At 44.1% G+C, this 23,681-nt stretch carries 23 protein-coding genes and 1 riboswitch; of the genes, 14 read left to right on the top strand and 9 right to left on the bottom strand.

What is annotated here, in order from left to right; translation table 11 throughout:
* Positions 1-37: 37 nt before the first annotated feature.
* The 3 genes from ACXAGQ_RS18520 to ACXAGQ_RS18510 are packed head-to-tail and all read left to right on the top strand — an operon-like array spanning position 38 to position 1,647.
* Positions 38-529: a DUF2878 family protein gene (locus ACXAGQ_RS18520; protein WP_475255808.1), complete on the top strand. Its 492-nt coding sequence runs from the start codon at positions 38-40 to the stop codon at positions 527-529.
* Between the two features lie 42 nt (positions 530-571).
* Positions 572-1,093: a chalcone isomerase family protein gene (locus ACXAGQ_RS18515; protein WP_475255806.1), complete on the top strand. Its 522-nt coding sequence runs from the start codon at positions 572-574 to the stop codon at positions 1,091-1,093.
* Entirely contained in the window at positions 1,093-1,647 is a 555-nt protein-coding gene (locus ACXAGQ_RS18510) for a DUF3833 domain-containing protein (RefSeq protein ID WP_475255805.1), read from the top strand. The genes ACXAGQ_RS18515 and ACXAGQ_RS18510 overlap by 1 nt, the downstream gene beginning before the upstream one ends.
* 12 nt (positions 1,648-1,659) lie before the next feature.
* On the opposite strand, the gene ACXAGQ_RS18505 is transcribed toward ACXAGQ_RS18510, so the two are convergent.
* A complete protein-coding gene (locus ACXAGQ_RS18505; RefSeq protein WP_475256633.1) occupies positions 1,660-3,348 on the bottom strand; it encodes an ATP-dependent endonuclease in 1,689 nt (562 codons plus the stop codon).
* A gap of 228 nt (positions 3,349-3,576) precedes the next feature.
* Between ACXAGQ_RS18505 and ACXAGQ_RS18500 the strand changes: the two genes are divergently transcribed.
* Positions 3,577-3,969, top strand: a complete 393-nt coding sequence (locus tag ACXAGQ_RS18500; RefSeq protein WP_475255804.1) for a VOC family protein — start codon at positions 3,577-3,579, stop codon at positions 3,967-3,969.
* A 34-nt stretch (positions 3,970-4,003) separates the two neighbouring features.
* Here the strand turns inward: ACXAGQ_RS18500 and ACXAGQ_RS18495 are convergent, their stop codons facing one another.
* On the bottom strand, positions 4,004-4,924 hold the full coding sequence (locus ACXAGQ_RS18495; protein ID WP_475255802.1) for a YeeE/YedE thiosulfate transporter family protein: 921 nt from the start codon (positions 4,922-4,924) through the stop codon (positions 4,004-4,006).
* A gap of 172 nt (positions 4,925-5,096) precedes the next feature.
* Here ACXAGQ_RS18495 and ACXAGQ_RS18490 point away from each other — a divergent pair, with 172 nt between their 5' ends.
* Positions 5,097-6,860: a bifunctional metallophosphatase/5'-nucleotidase gene (locus ACXAGQ_RS18490; RefSeq protein ID WP_475255800.1), complete on the top strand. Its 1,764-nt coding sequence runs from the start codon at positions 5,097-5,099 to the stop codon at positions 6,858-6,860.
* Positions 6,861-7,245: 385 nt separating this feature from the next.
* Here ACXAGQ_RS18490 and ribB read toward each other — a convergent pair whose 3' ends face one another.
* Both ribB and ACXAGQ_RS18480 read right to left on the bottom strand, forming a co-directional pair.
* Positions 7,246-7,923 carry a 3,4-dihydroxy-2-butanone-4-phosphate synthase gene (gene ribB / locus ACXAGQ_RS18485; protein WP_475255798.1) on the bottom strand — a complete coding sequence of 226 codons (678 nt, stop codon included), beginning with the start codon at positions 7,921-7,923 and terminating at the stop codon, positions 7,246-7,248.
* 159 nt (positions 7,924-8,082) lie between these two features.
* Positions 8,083-8,256, bottom strand: a riboswitch (FMN riboswitch).
* 93 nt (positions 8,257-8,349) lie between these two features.
* A complete protein-coding gene (locus tag ACXAGQ_RS18480; RefSeq protein WP_475255797.1) occupies positions 8,350-9,405 on the bottom strand; it encodes a hypothetical protein in 1,056 nt (351 codons plus the stop codon).
* Between the two features lie 157 nt (positions 9,406-9,562).
* On the opposite strand from ACXAGQ_RS18480, the gene ACXAGQ_RS18475 reads away from it, so the two are divergent.
* From ACXAGQ_RS18475 to vxrA, 5 genes are all read left to right on the top strand, one after another.
* Positions 9,563-9,754 (top strand): hypothetical protein, encoded by a 192-nt coding sequence (locus ACXAGQ_RS18475; protein ID WP_475255795.1) that lies wholly within the window; start codon positions 9,563-9,565, stop codon positions 9,752-9,754.
* Between the two features lie 312 nt (positions 9,755-10,066).
* Positions 10,067-10,348, top strand: a complete 282-nt coding sequence (locus ACXAGQ_RS18470) for an HlyU family transcriptional regulator (RefSeq protein WP_475256632.1) — start codon at positions 10,067-10,069, stop codon at positions 10,346-10,348.
* Between the two features lie 437 nt (positions 10,349-10,785).
* Positions 10,786-12,342 carry a Re/Si-specific NAD(P)(+) transhydrogenase subunit alpha gene (locus ACXAGQ_RS18465; protein WP_475255793.1) on the top strand — a complete coding sequence of 519 codons (1,557 nt, stop codon included), beginning with the start codon at positions 10,786-10,788 and terminating at the stop codon, positions 12,340-12,342.
* Between the two features lie 11 nt (positions 12,343-12,353).
* A complete protein-coding gene (gene pntB / locus ACXAGQ_RS18460; protein WP_475255792.1) occupies positions 12,354-13,730 on the top strand; it encodes a Re/Si-specific NAD(P)(+) transhydrogenase subunit beta in 1,377 nt (458 codons plus the stop codon).
* A gap of 274 nt (positions 13,731-14,004) precedes the next feature.
* Complete coding sequence (gene vxrA / locus ACXAGQ_RS18455) at positions 14,005-15,441, top strand: sensor histidine kinase VxrA (protein ID WP_475255791.1); 1,437 nt, start codon at positions 14,005-14,007, stop codon at positions 15,439-15,441.
* A gap of 226 nt (positions 15,442-15,667) precedes the next feature.
* Here the strand turns inward: vxrA and ACXAGQ_RS18450 are convergent, their stop codons facing one another.
* The 4 genes from ACXAGQ_RS18450 to ACXAGQ_RS18435 all read right to left on the bottom strand — a co-directional run bounded on the left by ACXAGQ_RS18450 (position 15,668) and on the right by ACXAGQ_RS18435 (position 17,862).
* Entirely contained in the window at positions 15,668-16,243 is a 576-nt protein-coding gene (locus tag ACXAGQ_RS18450; RefSeq protein WP_475255789.1) for a recombinase family protein, read from the bottom strand.
* A gap of 261 nt (positions 16,244-16,504) precedes the next feature.
* Complete coding sequence (locus tag ACXAGQ_RS18445) at positions 16,505-16,795, bottom strand: hypothetical protein (protein WP_475255788.1); 291 nt, start codon at positions 16,793-16,795, stop codon at positions 16,505-16,507.
* Complete coding sequence (locus ACXAGQ_RS18440) at positions 16,795-17,178, bottom strand: hypothetical protein (RefSeq protein WP_475255786.1); 384 nt, start codon at positions 17,176-17,178, stop codon at positions 16,795-16,797. Before ACXAGQ_RS18440 ends, ACXAGQ_RS18445 begins: the two co-directional genes overlap by 1 nt.
* Before the next feature lie 114 nt (positions 17,179-17,292).
* Positions 17,293-17,862, bottom strand: coding sequence for a hypothetical protein (locus tag ACXAGQ_RS18435; RefSeq protein ID WP_475255785.1), 570 nt, complete (start codon positions 17,860-17,862; stop codon positions 17,293-17,295).
* A gap of 1,340 nt (positions 17,863-19,202) precedes the next feature.
* Here ACXAGQ_RS18435 and ACXAGQ_RS18430 point away from each other — a divergent pair.
* Both ACXAGQ_RS18430 and ACXAGQ_RS18425 read left to right on the top strand, forming a co-directional pair.
* A complete protein-coding gene (locus tag ACXAGQ_RS18430; RefSeq protein ID WP_475255784.1) occupies positions 19,203-19,628 on the top strand; it encodes a TIR domain-containing protein in 426 nt (141 codons plus the stop codon).
* Positions 19,628-20,281 (top strand): hypothetical protein, encoded by a 654-nt coding sequence (locus ACXAGQ_RS18425; protein WP_475255782.1) that lies wholly within the window; start codon positions 19,628-19,630, stop codon positions 20,279-20,281. Before ACXAGQ_RS18430 ends, ACXAGQ_RS18425 begins: the two co-directional genes overlap by 1 nt.
* A gap of 63 nt (positions 20,282-20,344) precedes the next feature.
* On the opposite strand, the gene ACXAGQ_RS18420 is transcribed toward ACXAGQ_RS18425, so the two are convergent.
* On the bottom strand, positions 20,345-21,946 hold the full coding sequence (locus tag ACXAGQ_RS18420; protein WP_475255781.1) for a recombinase family protein: 1,602 nt from the start codon (positions 21,944-21,946) through the stop codon (positions 20,345-20,347).
* Between the two features lie 85 nt (positions 21,947-22,031).
* Here ACXAGQ_RS18420 and ACXAGQ_RS18415 point away from each other — a divergent pair, with 85 nt between their 5' ends.
* Together ACXAGQ_RS18415 and ACXAGQ_RS18410 are read left to right on the top strand one after the other, a co-directional pair.
* Positions 22,032-22,694, top strand: a complete 663-nt coding sequence (locus tag ACXAGQ_RS18415; protein ID WP_475255780.1) for a response regulator transcription factor — start codon at positions 22,032-22,034, stop codon at positions 22,692-22,694.
* A gap of 5 nt (positions 22,695-22,699) precedes the next feature.
* A complete protein-coding gene (locus ACXAGQ_RS18410; protein ID WP_475255778.1) occupies positions 22,700-23,563 on the top strand; it encodes a DUF2861 family protein in 864 nt (287 codons plus the stop codon).
* Positions 23,564-23,681 lie beyond the last annotated feature (118 nt).

The following is a 23,681-nucleotide window of genomic DNA, read 5'->3' as shown; positions in this document are numbered from 1 at the left end:
TTACTAACTAACATTCGGGACGACGATGGTGATGACTATGTCCGGTAAGAAATTACTTCTAGCAGGCCTAATATTTAATGTGTATTGGTTAATCGCGGTGTTAGGGCAACAGGCTTACGTGTGGGTACTTGTGCTACTTGTTGTTGCCTGCTGGTGGAGGTTTCCAAACGGTATAAAAGTCGCATTTTCGATAGCATTAGTCGGTGTGGTAATGGATTTTACTCTCAGTGTTGTTGATATCTTTGCATTTGAAAGCTTTATCCTTCCCACTTGGCTGATCATGCTTTGGCTTGGTTTCGGTACTTTCGTATGGTTTATGAGAAATACAATATCTCATTACCCTGTAACGTTAATCGGCCTTCTAGGCGGAATAGGTGGCTCGATGAGTTACTTTGCCGGATACCGTTTAGAAGCTGTGCAATGGCCTTTGGGTGTCGGGGTAACTATGTCAGTATTGTTTGTCATCTGGCTGTTATTTTCATCGGGCATAGCGCTAATGATGAAACGCACTGAGCCTCATTACTTGTAACTAACGACAATTATCAAGCTTTGCTGCCCTCAAGGGGGATATATGAAACTTTTACGATCCTTGTTAAGCCGATACACCTTGTTGGTGTTGCTTTTGGGCTTTGTATCGGTAAATGTTAATGCTTCAACACCTTGGCAAGCATGGCCTGCTGTCGGAGATGCTAGATTAACTTGGGGGCCATGGGTTATTTACGATTCAGAGCTTCGATCACCTGACGGGGTATACCAAGCTGAAGGCGATAATCTTGCATTAGTCATTCGTTATCATAGAAACATCGACAGCGAAGATCTTATCGAGGCAACAAATGACCAATGGCGTCACCTAGGTATAAGCTCTACCAAACGAAATCAGTGGACCACCCGCCTAGAGCAGATTTGGCCAGATGTTAAAAAAGGTGATCGTTTGATATTCGTTCTAGATGACACCAAAGGGGCTTTTTTCCAAGATAACCGTCAAATTGGCGTGTTGAAGGATATTGAAATGTCTCAATCTTTCCTAGAAATTTGGTTGTCTCCATATACGGCTTACCCTGATATCCGAAACCAGTTGATAGGTAAACGTTAATGAAATCAATAACAAAATCTGGAAATCAATATTGGCTAATCGGGTGGTTGATAATGTGTTTGTTTGGCTTGTTCGGCTGCAGTGCAACGATCACAGACTATAAAAACACCAAGCCTATATTCAACTTATTCAGCTATTTTGAAGGTGATATCAAAGCTTGGGGGATGCTGCAAGATAGAAGCGGGAAGCAGACACGGCGGTTTTCTGTAGATATTAAAGGTACTATTAGCAATGATGTTTTGACCCTAGAAGAAGATTTCGTCTTCGATGATGGGGAAAAACAACGTCGGGTATGGGTGATAAGCCAAAACCAAGATGGAACATATATAGGTCGAGCTGACGATGTGGTAGGTGAGGCTCACGGTGTTGCTTTAGGCAACACACTTCATTGGCAATACGTCTTACGTATTCCGGTTGATGGCACAACATACGACATCACTTTTAATGACTGGATGCATCTGCAAGACGACAAACATTTGTTCAATACAGCCAAGATGACTAAGTGGGGGTTTACGGTCGGCACGGTTACCTTGTTTTTTGAAAAACTAAATTAATACTTTGAGGCTTTAGCTCTGACCTCGAGACATAGCAACAATACGCTTAAGGATCCAGCGTAATAAAATAGGGATGTTATCGACATTCTCTTGTTCAATAAAGTTGATCATGGCGAGCGCTACGTCCGGTTTTGCATGCCGTTTAAGGGCGCGCTGAATGATCTTTTTAGGCGTTATTGGTGAGTCAACTGGAATATTGGCTAAATCTCTAAATAATGGTTCGAAGCCGTTAAAGAACAGAAAGTGCTCTATATCTCTTTTAGGCAGCATGGTTAATCGGTGCCGCTCCGCTTCGTTGCCTAATATATTCCTCACCGTATCGGCATATTTTTTCCCTGCCATGTCGCCATCAGCGACCAAATGCCATTCAATCCCAAAATGACGTGCAACTTTAACTAAGGGTTTCAAGCCACTTTGCGCAAATTCAATAATTTGTACCCCTTCAGCAGCAAGGTTGTAACCACAGATTCTCGCTAGCTCGTTAAACAACCATACTTCTGTCTCTCCCTCAACTAATAACCACGCTCTGGCAAAGAGTGCACTTGGCCTGTGAACACGCAGATGGAAAGTTACCCGTCGTTCTTCGTCACGGCTGAGCCGATGGTTGATAATGGAGTAAACTTTGGTTTTATTGGGTTTACGGATCAGCTTTTTGACACTTTCCAGAGGGACGACTGAGCAAAGATCTGGGCTGTTTGTGGTGAGCACTTTCTGCATCGGCATTTTACAAATAAAAGTCCACGCCTGATGGAGAATCGTCGGGTGCAATCGACCTTCAGGATCTTCCAAGATTAAAATAGGGCGAGAAATCCGTTTTAGCTCCACAGGACCTCTTGCACGTATGAATGCATTGAGTAACCCCATAAGAACAAGGCGACTTTGTTTGGTTGTTTCTGGTTCTGTCAGTTGCTCTAATGGGTTAATCGCATATTGTGCCCGCTCAGGAAAATGAACCCGGTCGAAGTTTTGGTTTCGGTAATGTGGGGTAAAGGCGAAATAGTGATCCACTAACGTCCTTAGTGCATTTATACTGCTTTTTATTTCAGCCTGACTGACATGCCCGGGCTTCGTCATTAGACGCCTGCAGGTGTTGTCTAACCGGCGTTGAATTCGGAGATTGTCATCATTACGGCGCTCAGTCGCGTTGCCATTACTTTGTCCGTTTCCATTACTAGTGCCATTAGAGGGTGACTGGGTATGATACTCACGTAAACGTCGCGCATCACGTATCCTTACTACTGGGTGTAACACCATTAGTTGCTTTGCGAGTTTGTCATTGTCTTCACAGTTTATCGGCTCACCACGCTTATCGAGAAACCGTCTTTTTGTTGTTATTTTATCTCCTGATACGCTACTCGTAATTTGATAAAACAGTGCTTTGCAATTATCTTCGCCTTTAACCCATACTGGTGAAAAGGCTTTATATCGCCTAGCCTTATGCTCTCCGGGGTAATCTTCCTGCCAATGCAATATTATATTGAGGTGGCTCATCTTGGCATGGCCGGCGCTGTAGTCGACATGAAAATCATCGAAATGGAAGGTATGGAATGTTGCCGTTGGCGAGAGGGCGATATCGAGAGCGTCGAGTAATGAGGATTTACCCCAGGCATTTTCACCAATGAGCACGGTCAATTCATCGAATGAAAGGGATAATCGCTTAATACCGCAAAAGCCTGAAATCTCGATGCGTTTTAGCTGCATGGCCACCTCAACATGAAGAAACAAAAAGTAGAGACAATGTGAAGGAATGATGTTTGGCTCATACATTAAGCCTATCTTATACAGCACTGATCTGACGGTGTATTTGTCACAATATTGAAAAAATAACTGATTGATTGAAAAGGGAAACGGCTTGTTGTCCTAGTGTCTAATTGCTATAGTTTGCTGCAAATATAACGACTAAAATATTGATTATCATGGAGATGTCAGATGGCTAAAATTATTCACTCAATGATTCGTGTCGGTGATTTGGATAAATCATTGAAATTCTATAAAGAAGCGCTGGATCTTGATATAGCAGAACGCCTTGATTTTGAAGGCTTTAGCTTAGTTTATCTTCGTAATGAAGAAAACGATATGGAGCTTGAACTGACTTGGAATGAGGGCACTGATGCCTATACACATGGCAGCGGTTACGGTCATATTGCAGTGGCGGTAGACGATCTTGAGGCTGAGCAGAAAAAACTGTCTGAACTTGGTTATGAACCTGCTGAAATTAAAGAGTTCTTCCGTGATGGGCAACTTCTGGCAAAATTTTTCTTTGTCCAAGACCCTGATGGTTACAAGATTGAGTTCCTGCTGCGCCATGGCCGTTACCAGTAAGTGATGAAAAACCACGTTAGCTCAACGTGGTTTTTTACTTTTGGGCAATCCGTTTGTAAGCTTTCCTAAGTGCAAGCCCTGTCGCAATGCCAATGATCATAAACAATATAGTCACGGCACCTGATGGAGAAAAGGCGGGTAGGGCAATGAGTAACTGTGAATCGTTCCCCCCTAAGGCCATTGAGGCACCTAGCCCCATGATGGTACCTGCAAATAAATGAATCAGCACTTGCTTGTATCTAAATTGAAGTTCGTTAAGTGGCAGGCGGCTTTTTGAACCAACAGCCATACCAGAGATTAAGCCAGCAAGGATGAAATACCTTTCCAATGCAGGCCAGTTCACCGTTTCATTGTGATAAAAGCTGTATGAAATGTCTTTGAGCAATTGGCTCGGCGACCATTCAGGCTTAATCAAGGTAAGCAGGCTGGCTGTAATACCAAAAAATAGCACGCCATATAGCAATGATCGCCGCTCAACAGATGTTTGAATGATGGTGACAAAGAGCAGCAGCAATAGGGGAATGAGGATGTACAATAACGGGGTATGGATAGCTTCCAGGGGGTAGTAACTGAGCGAGGGAGTCAACTGGGGAAGAAGCAACCATCCAATAACCCAGCCAGTAATGGTCGATAGCATGTAAAAATGGCCGCTCGCCAATTTTGATATCGTTGAGATAGAACAGCCTTTGTTTAATGCAGCCCCCAAGCCAAACAGGAGACCGCCAATCAAAAAATGAAATGTGGCATCGAAACGGTTGGTTAAGAAAGGAACCCATTCTTTTCCTGAAAAAGGGACAATAAGCCAATACCAGAAGCCGCAGCATAATATGGCAAATAAAAAAGCTGGGCGTCGGGCGATAAGCTCATGTACACCTCGTACCATACACAGGCCAGTTCTTTGTGCAAGGAACCCAACCAATACAGCAAGAATCACTGCGGATATTGACAGCAGCATTATCTTCCGCCTGTCATCGATTCGACATAGATTTAACTATAATACGGATTTATGATTGTGATCTGGGATAGTTTTTGGGTGTAATGAATGAAATATTCTCATGAAATTCTGAGATTACACAGGTTTTGATATAAAATAATTTTCCCCTCTCAGTGGAGTCCTACAACGCTATATGACACATCTGCATCGCTCGGCAAAGATTACTATTGCCCATATTAATGATACCCACTCACACTTCGAGCCATCGACCATCGCTCTGCAAATTCCAGTGAGTAATAACGAGTCACCAATGCCAGTATTCGCAAGTTGTGGTGGCTTTTCAAGGGTGTCTTCTGCGGTGAGAGAAGTAAAGAGGCAGGCACTGCTTAAGAACCGTGACTTTTTGTTTGTCCATGCGGGAGATTGCTTTCAAGGCACTTTGTTTTTTTCGCTGTACAAGGGCACCGCGAACGCCGCACTGTTAAACGCTATTGGCATAGATGCGATGGCTTTGGGCAATCATGAACTCGATATGGGCAATCAGATCGTGGCAGACTTTATGGATCGCGCTGATTTCCCTTTGCTGGCCGGGAACTGGGATTTGTCCAATGAATCTCAGGCTAAACAAAATCCATTACGGCCTAAGCAAAATGTCTTTGGATTTGATAATGCCAAAGGACATGCAAAGTATTTGGTCAGAGAGGTGGACGGTGAACCGATCGCCATTTTTGGTTTAGCGATAGAAAATATGGAAGGGATTGCTAACCCTGATCCTGATACCCACTTCTTGGGCGTTACTCTGGTTGCTCAGCAAACCGTTGAGGCAATTCGCCGGGCTGGCATAAACAAAGTGATTGTTCTTAGCCACCTTGGTTATGAACGCGATCTGGAACTAGCAGGGCAAGTGGATGGGATCGGTGCGATCATCGGTGGCCATACCCATACCATGCAAGGTGATTTTAGTAACATTGGCTTTAGTGTCTCGGATCAATACGCGGTACAAGTCAATGGAACCTGTGTTGTACAAGCGGGCTGTAACGCCCTTGCATTGGGGCAACTGGACATCGACTTCAATGCTGACGGCACAGTGGCCAAGGCAGGAGGCAGAAATCAGTTATTGCTGGGTCGGCAGTTCACTGTTGATGCGAGCCGAAGTGAGCATTTGGATGATTCGACACACCAGAAGGTGAAAGATTACCTGGCTGTGCAAGACAATGTCCGGTTTTGCGTGAAAGATCCGCATATTGAAAACCTGCTGAACCAAGACTATCGGCCTGCGGTGCGGGAACTTCAAACCCAGGATGTCGCTGTGCTTACGGAGCCCTTGCGTCATATTCGTGTGCCTGATCAAAAAGGGCCGAGTCAGATAGCGCCTTTAGTCGTCGATAGTTTTGTCTGGTCATCGCGCCAGCGAGGCCATGCCGTTGATTTCGGCATTCATAATGCTGGCGGAGTGAGAGCATCGCTTCATCAAGGCCCCATTACAGCCGCTGATATATCTGGCCGACTTTTACCATTTGCTATAGGGCTGATGGTCTACGAAGTCAGCGGTAAACAACTGCGAAGGGCGCTAGAAGGTGCCATTAATAATGCTATTGATAATGGCGTCGAAGGGACGGGCAGTGGTAGTTTTCCTTATACATCACGTCTTAAATACACTTATCGATGTTGCGCAACTCAGGGGCAGCGTATAGAAGTGCTGAAGTTGTATAAAAATGGAACCTGGGAAGATATCCAAGACGAGTCTGTCTACTTGTCAGTTTCTTCAGGTTATACAGCAACAGGTAAAGAAGGGTACGATGCACTGGTGAATCCTGGTGCTGAGCCTTTGGCTTTAAACATTACTATGGCTGATGCTTTTGAGGAGTACGCTAGGCACAGACGGGCGTTTGGTGCGTTTGAAGAGGTAATGATTAATTTCATACCTTGCGAGTGCGAACAGGAAGATGTGGCCTAAGCTGCCCCTGCTAAGAAAAAATTAAACCGATAACCTTTGGCCGTCGGTTTTTTTTAAGAAATTCATATAAGCGCCGTTATGAAAGTTAGGTGAGTAATTTTACTGTTGGTTTTATGAATTAACTGGTCAAGTCATTGTCTTACCATCAGAATTTTTTAAATGTGATTTTCAAATCTGGAGTCAAGGATGAAGAAAGATTGGAGCGATATAGCGGTTATTATAGGTTGGCTTTCTGCTTGGTCGGCTTTGATGTATCTAATGCCGAGTGTGTGAGTCGTAAAGACTAATGCTGAGCATAGTACAGAGAACAAAGTAAATGTTGCCGAGTATTTTTATACTCAGCAACATTGATATTCAAACCGCAGTAACTCGCTGGGTAATGATATTAAGCTGTCAGGGTTTCAACGGTTTCAGAATTAGCCACTTCTTTAGCCAGGCGGTATGCCGCCAAGTCTTCGATCGTGAGGACAGGCATGTTATGGATCTTGCCGAACTCAATCACTTCTGGAAGGCGAGCCATCGAACCATCTGGGTTGGTTAGCTCACATAGAACACCGTAAGGCTTCATACCGGACAAGCGCATAAGATCAATGGTTGCTTCGGTATGGCCGCGACGACCTAGTACACCTTCACTGTTCGCTTTTAACGGGAATACATGCCCTGGGCGGCTCAGATCCGATGGGACGGCATTGTCTGCAATCGCTGTTTTAATTGTGGTAACACGATCAGCAGCTGAAACGCCTGTTGTCACCCCTTTGGCTGCCTCGATGGTAACGGTAAAGCCCGTTTGGTTCGCGCTGGTATTATTCTCGACCATCATTGGTAGCTCGAGCTGCTTTACTCGCTCATCGGTTAGGCAGAGGCATACAATTCCCGAACATTCACGGATCATCAACGCCATTTGTTCACTGGTTAAGGTTTCGGCTGCAAAAATAATATCGCCTTCATTTTCGCGATCTTCATCATCAACCACCAAAACACCGCGACCTTGGCGAATGGCTTCAAGACCGGCTTCAACACGTTCAAATGCAGTGCCGTAAGGGGTAAGTAGAGACTGATTCATGGTAAGAAACTCCTAATATAAATATTTACCAGAATCAGGGCATGGAAAGTCAGCAAGCACAGTCACACAAGTAACTGGCAAGAAAAGATATGCAGTATCAACATTAAGTAATCGAACTGCATAAAAGATCCTTGTCCGTTGGGTAGACAAGTACTGTACTGAGATCCTCTTTCATCCGGACTATAACCGTCGGCTCTGGACTGAAAGGCAAAAACCTTGTGCACCAGATCTGCTGACCTTATCTCTTCATCTAGCAGAGAGATAAGCGCTCGCGGGCTTTCCTGTTTAGGGACTACCGCCGGTGGGGAATTTCGCCCCGCCCTGAGAATTCTTTCGCACTATAAGGAAAAGAAATTATGCGTGCAAGATGATCGGACTTCTTTCTTTGATATTTTTGACATCAAGCAGTTAAGCCACTTAGGTATGTTATTTCAGATGGTTGGTTTGAGGTGAATAGTCGCGGGTTGTAATGTAATTGTTTATCCATCTAATGAATAAAGGCAACGCGTAGGTCGGTATTTGCAAAGCACCGAGAAGAATTAAAAAGTCTGCGCCTAAGTAACTGCCGGCTACAGTAAAAGTCAATAAAACATTACGGTTAGCAGAAGTTATAGCAGCGAGTAAAGCAATGTCTTTGCCTCTACGAAAATAAATAGCAGCGCTAATAATAAAAAAGAGAAGGCAAAGCGCGATAGCTATTACCAAATACTGCCCAGCTTCAGCAGGGTTAGCATCAAAAATATCCCTAAACGGGCCAATAAGCCCAAAAGGGAAGGCAAAAACTAAAATAATGGTCAAATGAGAAAGTTTGCCATGCACCCTTGTGAGTGTTTGCTTTGGAACAAGATGGTAGACCAAGGCTGAAAAAGCCATAGGCAATACAATGAATATGAGAAGGCGCATACTATAACTCGCCATATCCAACGTAAAACCTTCACTCTGAAAAATGAGTAAATTGATATAAAGAACTAATGGCATCATCAGTGTGCTAGCAATAGTCATTGCCATTGCCGATAAAGGGTTTAAACCGACAGAACGAGCAATGGCAGGGGTCGCAAATAACGAACCAGTTGCCGTAACACTCACAATGGCGATAAGCAATGATTCTGATGCATTCAGGCTAACAGCGATAGAGGCGGAAATTATCGTCATGCCGACACTATGCAGCAACGAATAGAACCAGCATTGTTTTTGTTTCAACGCGTTAAGTAATGCACCTTGCTCCATTCCAACCAAGGTAAACAGCATCAAGAAGAACAAGACATAAGGCAATGTAGGGAATACGGCATGTGATGCCTCTGGCAATATAAAGCCGAAGAGGGTAGCCATGATTAACAGAACAGAAGAATGTCTAGCGAGGAATGACAGCATCACAAAAATCCACGAAACCTTTTGTTGAGCTATTGTTACGAAAAAGCCGTGCAATATGCAAGGAAATTGATAAATAAGCATAAAATAATCAGCTGTCGCGAGGTTATTCAATTTTACTGCATGTTTTTTCTTTGCGTGGAACTTGCTGTTAACTGATAATTAACACATTAGAAAAACTAATCTTTTTGTGGAAATAATGTCATTTTTGGTTGCAATCTGATCAGCATAAAATGTCTGCAGTTGATTAAAATACAAACGAGAGGCAATCATGGCACAGGCAATGAACTTTGACACCATCGCAACCCCAACCGCAATGGACAAAAAAGCCTATGCGGTAAATTTCAAAGGATTGATTGCACACGCATTTGATATTGCTTTTGGTCGTAAGGCTACACCTAAGCAATACAACGTATCGGATTTGCCGGTGCACCTTCAGAAAGATATTGGCATGTATCGCTAAGCTTCTGAAAAATAGAACATTAAAGCGCTGGTCATCCGGCGCTTTTTCGTATCTGGCGTTATCAATATCGATGACGGGAAATAGCCGCTTACAGGAATAGCCGCTTTGAGGCGATGGAAAAAGATGCACGATAAATTTAGCTTATCTGAATGCTGTGCAAAATTTTATCCTCTCTATTCTGTATTGGTTCAGTTGCCAGAGAGATATGCGCTTTAGTGATAGAATTCCAAGAATTTAATCTTGCTTTCATTTTTAATTATTAGATTATGGCATGATGTCACTGTAACTGAACGATATTTGGAGAAAAATGAAGTGGGTTTCCTTTCAAAGCTATTTGGATTAGGTAAGCAAGAGGCTGAAGCTGCAGCAGTAGAGCCGATTGAGTATGAAGGCTATCTAATTTACCCAGAGCCGAAGGCTGAGGGTGGGCAATTTCGAATTGCTGGCCGAATCTGCAAACAGTTTGGTGAAGAAGTGAAAACGCACGTCTTCGTTCGTTCTGATCTGCTGTCTTCCAAAGCTGATGCTGAGTCCTTTATGATCAACAAGGCAAAAATGTTTATTGATCAGACTGGCGATAAGATGTTCAGCTAACTTTTTTATTTGGCCTGCTAGTCATCTCTATCGCTAGCAGGTATTCCATAAAGGTGGAGAGAGCTGCAACGTATGTATGTAGTGCAACACTCATCAAGGAATGATGAATGTTCTCCTTTCAGGGCTAACCTCATCTCCTTGGTGTTTTAAACGATAAACACACTATTCAGATTGCTGAAAATGGACACTTATAAAGTTAAACCAAGTAAAGTTAGTGATTTATACATTGTTGAGTGTGTGCATTATTAATTTTATTTGTGGTTTGACCTCTGTCCAGGTGTTGGAAACGTTATTTTCTTACTAATAGAAGGTAACATTTGTTAATCAAAACAGCGCTTGTGTAATTTTATTTTGTATTTCGGCTACAAACTGCTTGATATTATGTTCGTGGTTGGATAAAAAATTATTACTTATTTGCCGTAATTTAGGGATTAATAATGCAAATTGGTGTGCCTAAGGAAATACTCGCAAATGAAACGCGAGTAGCTGCAACGCCTAAGACGGTTGAGCAGTTTATAAAAATGGGGTTCAGTGTTGCTGTCGAGCAGAATGCCGGTATTCATGCAAGCTTTGATGATGCCGCGTATGAAGCAGCAGGCGCCACTGTTGTGGGATTAGATGAAGTGTGGGCATCAGATATCATTCTGAAAGTAAATGCCCCGCAAGTGAATGACCAGAGTGGTGTTGACGAGTTTGACCTGATTAAAGAAGGGGCAAGCTTAGTGAGTTTTATTTGGCCAGCACAAAATGAAGATTTGCTAGAGAAACTCTCTGGTAAAAACATCAATGTGATGGCGATGGATTCTGTTCCCCGCATTTCTCGAGCTCAGGCATTGGATGCATTGAGCTCGATGGCAAACATTGCGGGTTATCGTGCCGTTGTTGAGGCTGCACATGAATTTGGCCGATTCTTTACCGGCCAAATCACTGCAGCAGGTAAAGTTCCCCCTGCTAAAGTTCTGGTTGCCGGTGCGGGTGTTGCTGGCCTTGCCGCTATTGGAGCCGCGGGAAGCTTAGGGGCGATTGTTCGTTCTTTTGATGTTCGTCCCGAGGTGAAAGAGCAGGTCGAATCCATGGGCGCTGAATTCCTTGAAGTTGACTTCAAGGAAGACACCTCAACCGGTGATGGCTATGCCAAAGAAATGTCAGATGACTTCAACAAAGCAGCAGAAAAGCTGTATGCCGAGCAGGCTAAAGATGTTGATATCATTATCACAACTGCACTTATCCCTGGGCGTCCTGCGCCGAAATTGATCACCAAAGAAATGGTTGATTCAATGAAGCCTGGCAGCGTGATTGTGGATTTGGCCGCTGCGAACGGTGGTAACTGTGAATATGCAGAGGCTGGTAAAGTCATTACGACTGCAAATGGCGTGAAAGTCATTGGCTATACCGATATGGTAGGCCGTTTGCCGACTCAGTCATCACAGCTTTACGGTACTAACCTCGTAAACTTGTTCAAACTGCTATGTAAAGAAAAAGACGGCACTATCGATATTGATTTCGATGATGAAGTTCTACGCGGTCTGACAGTGATTAAACAAGGTGAAGTAACCTGGCCTGCGCCACCAATCAAGGTGTCTGCCGCGCCTGCTCCTGAAGCTAAGCCTGTCGAAGCGCCAGTTAAAAAGGAAGAAAAACCAGCATCCCCTGCGAAAAAATATGGCCTGATGGCTGCAGGTATTGCAGCCTTTGGCTGGGTTGCAAACTATGCGCCGCCTGAATTCCTTGCCCACTTTACGGTATTTGTACTCGCCTGCGTAGTAGGCTACTACGTGGTATGGAATGTAACCCATGCATTGCATACGCCGCTTATGTCGGTTACCAATGCAATTTCGGGCATCATTATTGTAGGTGCGCTGTTGCAAATAGGTCAGGGAGGCGGTTTGGTGACCTTCCTCGCGTTTATTGCTGTTTTGATAGCCAGCATCAACATCTTTGGTGGCTTCACGGTAACCAAGCGTATGCTTGAAATGTTCCGCAAAGATAGATAAAGGAGTAACAAATGTCTGCAGGAATCGTACAAGCAGCTTACATTGTTGCTGCTGTATTATTTATCATGTCGTTGGCGGGTCTTTCTAAGCAAGAGACAGCACGTTCGGGCAACTACTACGGTATTGCCGGTATGGCTATCGCCTTGATCGCGACTATTTTCGGCCCAGAATCGCAGGGTACTGTGTGGGTGATCATCGCCATGATTATTGGTGGTGCTATCGGTATCTACTACGCAAGACGTGTAGAAATGACCGAAATGCCTGAGCTGGTAGCTATTCTTCACAGCTTTGTGGGTATGGCTGCGGTACTGGTAGGCTTCAATACCTACTTTGACCATGGTGACCTCTCTGGGGTAATGCTTAATATCCACTTGGTGGAAATTTTCCTTGGCGTGTTCATTGGTGCGGTCACGTTTACCGGTTCGGTGGTTGCGTTCGGTAAGCTTCGCGGCAGCATTTCATCAAAGCCACTGATGTTACCTCATCGCCATAAGCTTAACTTGGCAGCGGTTGTTATTTCATTCTTGTTGATGGTCGCGTTTGTAAAAGCCGAAGGCTCAACAATTGCGTTAATCGTCGTCGCACTGATTGCCTTTGCTTTTGGTTACCACCTGGTTGCTTCAATCGGTGGCGCTGATATGCCAGTTGTTGTTTCTATGCTTAACTCTTACTCGGGTTGGGCAGCAGCAGCGGCAGGTTTCATGCTGGCCAATGACCTTCTGATTGTAACGGGTGCCTTGGTAGGTTCTTCAGGTGCGATTCTGTCTTACATTATGTGTAAGGCAATGAACCGCTCTTTCATCAGTGTTATTGCTGGTGGCTTCGGTACTGACGGCTCAGCAGCCGCGGCTGATGAGGATCATGGTGAGCACCAAGAAGCGTCAGCTGAAGAAGTGGCTGAAATGCTGAAAAATGCACGTTCTGTGGTTATCACCCCTGGATACGGTATGGCGGTTGCACAAGCCCAGTACCCAGTTCACGAGATCACCGAAAAGCTACGCAACAAAGGTGTTGATGTCCGTTTTGGCATTCACCCTGTAGCGGGTCGCTTGCCGGGTCACATGAACGTTCTATTGGCTGAAGCGAAAGTACCTTATGACATCGTACTAGAGATGGACGAAATCAATGACGACTTCTCTGAAACCGATGTGGTGTTGGTTATTGGTGCTAACGATACGGTGAACCCAGCAGCGATGGAAGATCCAAACAGTCCGATTGCAGGTATGCCGGTGTTGGAAGTGTGGAACTCCAAGCATGTTATCGTGTTCAAGCGTTCGATGAATACAGGTTACGCTGGTGTTCAGAACCCTCTATTCTTCAAAGAAAACTCTCAGATGCTGTTTGGTGATGCGAAAGAGTCTTGTAACAAGATCCTCGAGCACATTTAACGCCTAGAAGTTAACAACATCATGATTGAAAGGGAGCAAATGCTCCCTTTCTTTTTTATTTTTCAGAATTAAACACTTCCTCTGATTTCAAGGCCTTCAAGCTACTTGGCTATAATTGTTTGTTAGTTAAAACAAATTAGCGTTAGAATTAAGTTTTATCAGATCATTGCCGTTCATATATTCGGTTGAAAAAACTGATTTGAGTGCACATTTATCCATCAGGCTAATGACAAAGCCCTGACAAACCAGGAAAGCGGGGTGATAAACTTCCTTTATGAAAAGATACGTCCTACTGTTATCACTGCTGTTTATCGGTTCGCATTCTGCTTCTGCAGAGAACTTACCCGAGCGCTTAAATGGCGTTCGAGCTGAGCTATTGGCGAGTGAATCCGTAGCGACATATGATTTCAGGCAGCTACAGGGGCAATTTCCAACGCAGTTACTGTTGCCGTCATCTTTGCTGCCCCAGTCAGCAACTTACCCGTTGAAATCTTTGCAGCGTCTTTACCAGAATTCATTAACTTGTAAGGGGCCATGGCCTGTGACGCCGCTACTGACTCAGCCGCTTGTTTTTGTTAGGGCGATTTGTAACAACACCGTGTTGCCGGTTGGTTGGTTTGCTAGGGCGGGCTACATTCACCCTGGGGGCGGGAGCTATGCTTCGCGGTATTTGGATAAACACCCAGATTTAGAAAGCAAGCTTGGTGACTTTCTTCATATTCAAGAAAGAGATCTCGCTCCAACCAATACCGCATTGGGGCGCTTGCAGCGTATGAGCCGAGATGAAATCCAGGTCTATATTGCTGGTGCTGAAGCATTTATTTCTAACGGTGAGCTGTGGATACGCAACGGGAATGAATACCATGTTTATGACCAGCCTCGATGGTCACCGGTGCTCAGTAAATTCGATGTGAATTTTACCCGTTTGAATACGACCAGCTTTTGTCTTCTTAAAAGCGGCAACATTTGTTGGGAAGAAGAAGATAAATCACACCTGACTTTCTACTTGCTGGTTGGCCTATTGGTCGTCAATATCAGCTTGTTGTTTGGTTGGGGATTTTATCGCTGGCGTATCCGTCGACGGGCAATGCAGGAAAGAATGTTGGTACTTCAGATACTGACTCACGAACTGCGCACACCAATTGCCAGCCTGGCTATGACAGTTGAAGGATTTCGCCGACATTTTGATGCACTGCCAGAAACCTTATATGATGAGTTTAGGCGACTGACTGAAGACTCACGTCGTTTGAGGCAGCTTGCTGAGGCAAGTAAAGATTACTTACAGGCGAATCAGCAGGAGTTGAGTGTTCAACATGTTGATTCGTTTAATGAATGGGTCGAGTACCTAAGTGAGCCGTATGAAGTCACACTGGAGCTTGCTGAGGATCGCCCTGTAGATGTAAATATTTATTGGTTGGGCACTTGTATTGACAACCTGTTGTCTAATGCCCATAAGTATGGCGTTAAGCCTGTAAAATTAACATCATCGTATTCTAACGGAAAACTTATTGTAAGCGTTTCAGATAACGGTCAGCTCGGGGCTAAAGACTGGGCAAGATTAAGAAAGCCATTCGTAAGCGAACGCGGACTAGGGCTTGGGCTTACAATCGTTGAATCGATGATCCGAAGAATGGGGGGACGAATGAAGTTAGTAGGCCCTCCTACCACTTTTATATTGGAGCTTCAAATACCTACGCATAAAGGTGAGTAGTTGATGTTGGTAAGTCACTGAAATATAAAGGTCGTAACTCCGTAAAATTTTACTCCCCTTAAAAATTAAAAGGTCACCTTTTCATGGTGGCCTTTTTACGTCTGAGAAAAATATCATAGGGTTCAGTGTCTAGGTGTTTAACAGGTGTGATCCCCCATCAAGCAAACCTACTAAGAATCTAAAATATGACGAAAGGCTGACACATACGCCAGCCCTAACCGTCAACTCACTTGTTCCAGTGACGCTTAACCGTTGCGATACCAAGCCCTAACTGCTTCGCTGTGGCACTCTGTGATAGACCTTCTGCCTTACACTTCTGAACGTTATCAGTTGTACCTTTAGCTGGTGGCCTTCCCAATTTCTTACCTTCTGCCTTAGCTCGGTTAAGTCCTTCCTGAGTACGTTCCCTGATACGGTTACGTTCGAACTCTGCAAAGGCACTGAACATTTGAAGCATGAGCTTGCCTTCTGAACTGCTTAAGTCTGCAACTGGTAAGTCTAGAGAGATCACCTTGATGCCTTTGGCTGTTAGCTTATCGATCGTTCGCTGGACGTCGATGTTGTCACGTCCTAGACGGTCAAGCTTAAGCACTACTAAGCGGTCACCTTCTTCTAGCTTGTGTTCGACTAACATCTTGAATTGTAGACGTTCCATTGCAAGGACGCTGCCAGATACTGTTTCAGATACTACACGGGTGTCTGTTACGTCATAACCTGCACTGCGAATAGCAAGAATTTGGTTCTCAGTTGTTTGTTCTACTGTAGAGACTCGGCAGTATGCGAAAGTGCGACCAGCAGTCATGTTATGTCCTTTAAGGTTGGCATCAAAAATGTGGTATCAAAATAACATTGGTATCATTTGCTTTCAAGGCTATTTTTTTGATACCGAAAATAGGGGGGGCTAGCTGGTATCACTAAGAGACTGTCTTGTGATACCCCACTTGATGGTACGAAAACGGGATTCTGTAAAGGAGGTGATTTGAGGTTGATGCTGTGAGGGGGAGGGTAGAGTCATCCTCCCGTCTGTATAAGGTAAGCTGTCAAAATAAACCCTTAATCTCGTTCAAAACTTGTGCTGTAGAGCTGTCAGGTGAACCAACAAAGCCAGCTGAAAGTCTGATACAGGTATCTTCACTGATTCCGGTTGGTTGACGGTTCTCTGTGACACAACCTCACCGAATGGGTTAGTGACTTTGACCATACGCTTTATGTTGTACTCCGCTATGATGTCGGAACCGCAAGGGCTGAACCTAGCAGCTGTCATTTTGACGTCGTGTAAGTCTCTGTTGAATTCTCTTAGGTAAACCTGCACCGACTTGATGAGATCATGGCTGTTGTCTTGTATGACTGTCATTACAGGACTCCTTGTCGTTGGTAAGCGTGAAGAAGGGATTGTTTAGCAATGAGCATGTTGTTGAAGCGTTGGTCAGTAGGTGACAGTGAAGCCTTTAAGGTGGTCTGTGTAGATTCTTGGGGCAAAGCCCTTGCTTTCAATCCCTTAGCCAGCGCAGTTGCTTGCCTTAAACGGGTTACTTCAACGGCCTCCTGATAGGTCATGCCGTCACAGCTCTGGTAACGGATGAACTCACGTTGACGGTGAAGTTCCCTGTCACACTCACGTTGACGTTGTCGCTGGTAGGTCTGTTCGATTAGTCTTACACGGGCTTCACCTGTGAGGTTGTCTACCTTCTCACGTTGTCCACGGTCAAGGTATAAGTACATGTCGTCAATTGTCATTCATAATCTCTCCTTACTGATAGTAATCAGGTTGTCTTGATTGGTGACGGCTACTTAGTAACCGTCTCCGGATTCGTAATCGAGTGCATTGTGTTCATATCTGATAACCTTCTGTTAGTTGAAGTAGCCGTCTCCGAACTCTCTGTTAAGCTCGTCGAATTCAGCTCGCTGTTTAGCCAGTTCACGATAACGCTTAAGACGCTGCTCCATCTCTTTGCGCTCTTTATCATCACGAGTGATACGTTTCTGTACCTGAACTCGTAATTCTTCACGTAGTTTCTCAGTGATTTGATCAGCTTTTTCACCAATCAGCTTGAAGACAAAGCGGCTATGGGGATCATGTCCTGTAAGGTCGTATGGTGCGTCAATGTGTGATAGTTCCCAATCGTCACTGTTCAGGTGATCTGTAACGATCTTGAAGCCATCTTCAACGCTTATCCTCACCTGTGTATTCGTGTCCTCGCAGAAGCGCTCTGTGAGCCGTACGGTGCGGTATAGAGGGGAGGTCAGGGGGTTATCTAGCTGTGAACGTAACTCTGACTCAACTTCCAGGTTAATTCTGTTGGTTTTCGTGTTGGCTGGAGGCTGTACAGATGGTTCTGTACGTTTAGGCTGTTGGATCTCAACAGCATTGGTAATCTGGTCGTTATCCTTGATCGTGTTTAGTAAGCCGTATGTCTGCATTGTGCTGTTTCCTTAAATGTTGGTTGGTTTGAGATAGACGGTAAAGTCTCCGTCTGTTACGTGAATACGTTTGGTGTCTCATCGATATGACTGTTTCCTTATGTGTAGAAATAGAAAAAGCCGCACTAGGTAGAAGTAGGAGTGAAGACCTAGGCGGCTATGAAGTACAGACAGAACTCTAAAGGTGAACGACCACGACTATTAGGAGTGAAGTGTTGTCGTTAAGTAAGAACGAGGAAACCCTTGTTCAGGAACTGCCAAGGAAGGGGACAGTCGAACTGAACAAGGGTTCTGTATAGGTGTTACTGTATAGCGGAGAAGAGGGTGGTCACCCTTCTTTCATTCTCTGAGTCTTAGAGTTTGGGGCTGTAAGCTACTAGTTCGTTAGCCTGATACGGTACAGGCACTCTTTTGAAGTCAGGGAGAGAGAGTATTTAGACCCATAAGTCTGTACTAGGCAGTTAATGCTATATAGTAAGCTGTTGACCTTACTGATTAATACCTGATTCGGTAATCTTTGCAGTGAAAGCTTTAAAGGGAAAAACTTAAGTAAGGATGGTGATCAAGGGCAAAGTCCCACCTGTTAACAGTACCTGTAAAGATCCTGTTCTTACAAATCACACTCTGTACAGTGACTAAGCGAAGCTAACATACTGTAAAGTATGTCTGTGAAGGTTAAGAGCTTTATCTTTCGCTTCGCTCATTCTTTTCTGCTAACGCAACAGCAAACACTGTAAAGTTAGGAGACTATGGTTATTTAACCACGATCTCGAAATCTTGTCAATAGCAATTATCATTGTTGCATATGTCTATTTTTATCTTGTTCAGGTTTGGTTCAGGTTTTAGTGTTGACGTTATTGAATCAGTGTGCTACCGGTCGGCACGTTGTAACCAGAACACTTTGAATTAATCTTTAAAAGGGGTGAGCTGTATCACGGTAGTTTCTGTCTAGTCTGTTCTAGTTGTTGACTTTGATCAGCTGGTTTTCAGGAATCAGTTTCTACGTACATTAAGAGTGGCATTTGAACGCTTCCCATAAGAATACTGACCAAAAAACATTCAAGATAGAACTTCACGAACCTATTTGAATAAGGGTTGGAGTAGAATCCGTGATCTAATTTAGTCAGTATTTACCGATACTGACAATCGAGCGTTGAATAACGCCGTTTCTAGTTGTATAAGATGTAAGAGCATTAATAGAGTTTTTGTTATTAGGTACTCAAGTCTTTTTTAAATTCATTCTTTTGTAGTTGGTCAACTAATTTTGTGACCTTTCCATATATTAAATACTTGATTTGTATGATAGAAAGTCCTTTTGGACTAAAGAAAGGTAACATATTATGGCTAAGAAAAAGGTTTTTGTCAGCTTTGACTTCGATAATGACAAACATTACAAGTTTTTACTTCAAGCATGGGATGCTAACTCTGATTTTGATTTCACGTTCAGTGATCACTCATCAAAAGAAATTAATAGTTGGGATATCCCCGTTGTACGAGCGGCCTTAACTCGTAAAATCAACTCTGCAACTCACACACTTGTGTTAGTTGGTAAAGAGGCGAACAAGAAGCACAAGGATTCCAGTTCGATTGGCTATTCTAATTGGCTCAACTTTGAAATTGCGAAGAGTAAAGCAAATGGTAATAAGCTAGTTGCAGTTAAATTGGATCGACTTAACGAAAGCCCTTCGGAACTATTAGGTGCTGGTGCATCATGGGCTATGAGCTTTAATGAGGGGGCTATCATTAAGGCGCTGGATGAAGCCTAATGGAAGAAGCGAAGTTTAATAACCTTTGCTCACATTATAAAGACACATTTGATATCCATCGAGCAAGCATAAAGCAACGCGATATGCTGTTTTATGCTTTGCTTTTGATATTAGCCGTCTTTACTCTTCAGTTTACATCTGTGGAAGTTGTTACAAGCATTGTTACTGAATACGTGAAAAAGTCTACGGGCGTAAAGTTGGGACAGAACTCTGACTTCATCTCGACGTTACTTTGGTTTCTACTGCTGGGATTTTCAACACGTTACTTTCAAGTTGTGCTTGAGATAGAAAGACAGTACGGCTATCTTCACAAGTTGGAGGAGAAACTTAACAATTACTATGATGATGAGTTTTCTTTCACTAGGGAGGGGAAAGCATACTTGAGTCGCTACCCATTGTTCTCAAATTGGGTGTGGTTGCTCTATACGCTGTTTTTTCCTTGTCTGCTGTTATCTGTCATCGTCGCTAGGACAAGGTTTCAACTGTCGAATGTTGATGTGATAGGGGTTAACCAGCTAATCGACTTTGCTTGTTATGAGATCGTTGGGGCTAGCACTATACTGTACACGTATCGTTTACATGAACAAAGTGTTGAGAATTTTGTTCGTTGGTTTCCAACGAGGTTGAGACCTATGCTTGCTCGGTTTGATTGATTGTCCAGTAATTCGATCGGTAATGTATTTTATGAGGGCTGAGTTAACAGCCCTTACTTATGCCTATGACCTAACATCAGAAGTCACTTTCCAGTGATCACCTAAACCAAGTTCTTTCCAGTTGTGGTAGATGCTTTCAACCTCATGTGGTAGCGGTAACTGTTCACCGAAGGCACCTTCAATCTTTAAACCGCTTTTGAAGTGGATGACGTACAAGGTTCTGTCAAAAGTGATATGGTCAACATGCTTGTTCAGTTCATTAGCGATTCGTGCATTGACTAAGTTGTCTTCTACATCGTACTGCAACGATTGGTAATCGCTGAGCAGTTCGTCATCTAAACCAACAACAGACGATGTTAGGGCTAGTAGAGCGGCTTCTGCCTGTGACAACTCTTGTTTCAACTTATCTCTAGCCTTTTGGGTTTCAAGAGTATCTGTGAGAGCCTCTGTAACGCCTGCCTTTACGAGTTCAACAAGGTTAGCTATCTCTGTATCCCTTTCCGTTATGGATGCCTGTAGGGATCTTACAGAGCGTTCTAGAGCTGTTACTTCATCACTACTATCAGTGCCAGCTAGAATGTTCTGAATGACGAAGGCTGTTGTTCCGATTATCTCAGGTTGAACCTTACGCCATGTAAGAGAAGCCTCACTACAAGCCCCTGTTTCGGTTCCTTTGCAGCGGAAGCTCTTGGTCACCTTTGACTTGGTGTAGCGTTTAACAGTCTGACCACACTTACTGCATATAAGTAAACCAGATAGGGGGTTCGTCAACTTAGACTGCCTAGGTGCTGACTTTGAGTTAGTGAATGAGGCTGAGACTATTTTGTAGGTGTCTCTGTCAATTACTGCTGGATAATAGTCTGTGACCACTTCTCCGGTGGGCTTCCTGCCTTCTACTTTATCGACTGTATAGAGTGGGAGATCACCAACAGCTTGTGGTTGGGTTAAAGTTCGCCTGACTGTTTGTTGAGTGAAATCTTTACCTTGTAGAGTGGTGTAGCCTTCTTCCTTCAAAGTCTTCCTAATTAGCATGATCCCTGCTCCTTGTAGACGTAGTTCAAACATACGCCTGACAGCAGCTGCTTGTTCGTCCACCAGCTGGAACCCATTACTGTCATGGTTGACTCTTATCCATGCTGGGACATTCTTTGTCAGAATAGCTTCACCTTTTAGGGTATCTTGTCGCTTCTTAGCCTTACCAGCCTTGATCCGTTCAGACTTTTGTTGGGATTCACGGTTAGCAAGGTCGAAACCGAATACCATTTGTATGATGCTCATTGGATCGTTCAACGATGCCTTGTCATATACCTTGCGTTCGCGTAATACTGCTATCTTGATACCTAGGCGTAGCAGTTCTTCGAACGGTGCTCTTGCTTCATCTAGTGTCATTCGAGAGAATCGGTCGTGAGCTTCAATGAAAAGGTAGGAGCCAGTTTTGATAGTGCCGTCCTTCACAGCGGCGATAAAACGACCAAGGTCACCTTGTTTGATGTTATCACCATGAAAAGCGCTTAAACCTTCGTCGGTATACGTCAGGTCTGTGTCAACTTGAACCTTTAGCTGTGAAGACCACTCTAAGATCGTGGTAAGCTGTCTGCCTAAACCGGATTTGTTAACTTGCGTGTCCGTGCTGACACGTGAGTAGATGTAACCTACTGCTTGCATTGTAGATCCCTGAAAAAGAAGTGTTCAGGTGCATCCTAAAGCGTAGGTTTTAGAGAAACAACAACTTTTATATTGGAGATACCGTGTGAATCAAACTCTGCTTCTGGTTGAAGATGACCGCAACCTTGCTGATGGTTTACTCGAGAGCTTAAAAGGGGCAGGTTATCACTGCCTATACGCTGATTGCGCGTCGAATGTTGCTGAGCAGTGGGCTCAAGCTGATCTCGTTGTACTTGACCGTCAGTTACCTGAGGGGGACTCCCTAAGTTACTTGGGTGACTGGTTGAAGATTAAACATGTGCCAGTGATTTTGCTGACTGCGATGGTGTCAGTGTCCGATAAAGTCATTGGCTTAGACTCTGGTGCTAAAGATTACCTCACGAAACCTTTTGCTGAGGAAGAATTGTTAGCGCGTATACGCCTTCACCTCCGTTCCGGGGCGCCTGAGGCTGTACCGAGTAATACAGTCTCTGTGGGCGATATTACTATTGACCTTGATAGCCGTGACGTCATTCAAGGTGGTGACGCTGTCACTTTGACGCGCACTGAATTCGAGCTTTTGGTCTTTTTAGCCAAGAATGCGGGACGTGTGTTTACCCGTGATGAGCTTCTTGACCAGGTATGGGGCTATAACCATTACCCGACGACCCGAACTGTTGATACGCACATTCTACAGTTGCGCCAGAAGCTCCCAGGTATTGAAATCGAAACATTGCGAGGTGTTGGCTACCGTATGAAGTCAGCTTAATTAGGATGTCCAACTTCTCACTTACATGTTCATTGTTGGTATTGCACTCGGCGCTATGGGCGCCGAATGCCGTTGCCAGTTGGTTTGTGTCACAAGATTTATTTACTATGGCACACCAAAAGCTGCTGGAAGGCAAAACCAATGAGAGCTTTGGTTCGATGGTTCAGGCTTGGCAGCAATCCCCCAATATTGAGCAGCAAAATAATCTTAACGATCTATTACTGCTTGCAATTACCGAAGATTGCGGCCGAAGTTTAGATGGTACCGCGCTACCACCGTGGCTCACGACACTGGTCATACAGCGTGAAATGGTGCAAAACCAAAACCAGGTTTTGCCACGCCTTGCTATTACGGGAACATCGGAGCAGCGAATTACAAATATTGATTTTATTCGTTGGCCTGAGCAATCTATTCTATCGGCTACGCCAAAATCCGGTAAAGGTGGCTATTTTTCTATTGAAACTAAAAGATTAGAAAAGTCGAGTAGTGAAGGCTTATACCAGATGATCATCAGTGCAGATGGTCAAGAAAGTTATAAATCCTGGGTACTGTTAACCCGCCAGCAAAGCAAACAAAGTATCGGTTGGGTAGACAGCCGCAATTGGCGTATTGAGCGGAACGGGTTACCTGACAAGGCATGTCCTTCGCCGGTGTTATCTATGAATATCTACGATCTTAACGATACCTCTTGGACGCCGTTATGGACAGAAAATGTCGATGGCAAGCTGCCTACAACGTTACCTGATGTTGATTTACCTGATGGACGGTATTGGCTAAGCGTCGGCATCATACATAGTCGATGGCAGGGTGAGATTGCTATCCGTGATATACAAAGCATTACTAGACCGGTAGAACACACTGATATGTGATATCCAATTGCACTTTATCTATGGTGTATTGTAACTGGTTTCTTTGTAATTGACTGCTTTATAACTAACTGCTTTATAAGCTCTATTTGAGATTTCTTTATTTAAAACTAAAGATGCA

Source organism: Photobacterium sp. ABD4_091 (assembly GCF_056160145.1).
The sequence above is the reverse complement of the archived record's forward strand: the minus strand, read 5'-3'. Positions and strand labels throughout refer to the sequence as shown.

Excerpts from the sequence above, each read along its gene's own strand:
- ACXAGQ_RS18490 (WP_475255800.1), top strand. The coding sequence starts at position 5,097 with ATGACACATCTGCATCGCTCGGCAAAGATTACTATTGCCCATATTAAT.
- ACXAGQ_RS18465 (WP_475255793.1), top strand. The coding sequence starts at position 10,786 with ATGCAAATTGGTGTGCCTAAGGAAATACTCGCAAATGAAACGCGAGTA.
- ACXAGQ_RS18425 (WP_475255782.1), top strand. The coding sequence starts at position 19,628 with ATGGAAGAAGCGAAGTTTAATAACCTTTGCTCACATTATAAAGACACA.
- ACXAGQ_RS18475 (WP_475255795.1), top strand. The coding sequence starts at position 9,563 with ATGGCACAGGCAATGAACTTTGACACCATCGCAACCCCAACCGCAATG.
- ACXAGQ_RS18445 (WP_475255788.1), bottom strand. The coding sequence starts at position 16,795 with ATGACAGTCATACAAGACAACAGCCATGATCTCATCAAGTCGGTGCAG.
- pntB (WP_475255792.1), top strand. The coding sequence starts at position 12,354 with ATGTCTGCAGGAATCGTACAAGCAGCTTACATTGTTGCTGCTGTATTA.
- ACXAGQ_RS18505 (WP_475256633.1), bottom strand. The coding sequence starts at position 3,348 with ATGCAGCTAAAACGCATCGAGATTTCAGGCTTTTGCGGTATTAAGCGA.
- ACXAGQ_RS18520 (WP_475255808.1), top strand. The coding sequence starts at position 38 with ATGTCCGGTAAGAAATTACTTCTAGCAGGCCTAATATTTAATGTGTAT.
- vxrA (WP_475255791.1), top strand. The coding sequence starts at position 14,005 with ATGAAAAGATACGTCCTACTGTTATCACTGCTGTTTATCGGTTCGCAT.
- ACXAGQ_RS18515 (WP_475255806.1), top strand. The coding sequence starts at position 572 with ATGAAACTTTTACGATCCTTGTTAAGCCGATACACCTTGTTGGTGTTG.
- ACXAGQ_RS18450 (WP_475255789.1), bottom strand. The coding sequence starts at position 16,243 with ATGACTGCTGGTCGCACTTTCGCATACTGCCGAGTCTCTACAGTAGAA.
- ACXAGQ_RS18510 (WP_475255805.1), top strand. The coding sequence starts at position 1,093 with ATGAAATCAATAACAAAATCTGGAAATCAATATTGGCTAATCGGGTGG.
- ACXAGQ_RS18440 (WP_475255786.1), bottom strand. The coding sequence starts at position 17,178 with ATGACAATTGACGACATGTACTTATACCTTGACCGTGGACAACGTGAG.
- ribB (WP_475255798.1), bottom strand. The coding sequence starts at position 7,923 with ATGAATCAGTCTCTACTTACCCCTTACGGCACTGCATTTGAACGTGTT.
- ACXAGQ_RS18500 (WP_475255804.1), top strand. The coding sequence starts at position 3,577 with ATGGCTAAAATTATTCACTCAATGATTCGTGTCGGTGATTTGGATAAA.
- ACXAGQ_RS18495 (WP_475255802.1), bottom strand. The coding sequence starts at position 4,924 with ATGCTGCTGTCAATATCCGCAGTGATTCTTGCTGTATTGGTTGGGTTC.
- ACXAGQ_RS18410 (WP_475255778.1), top strand. The coding sequence starts at position 22,700 with ATGTCCAACTTCTCACTTACATGTTCATTGTTGGTATTGCACTCGGCG.
- ACXAGQ_RS18420 (WP_475255781.1), bottom strand. The coding sequence starts at position 21,946 with ATGCAAGCAGTAGGTTACATCTACTCACGTGTCAGCACGGACACGCAA.
- ACXAGQ_RS18435 (WP_475255785.1), bottom strand. The coding sequence starts at position 17,862 with ATGCAGACATACGGCTTACTAAACACGATCAAGGATAACGACCAGATT.
- ACXAGQ_RS18430 (WP_475255784.1), top strand. The coding sequence starts at position 19,203 with ATGGCTAAGAAAAAGGTTTTTGTCAGCTTTGACTTCGATAATGACAAA.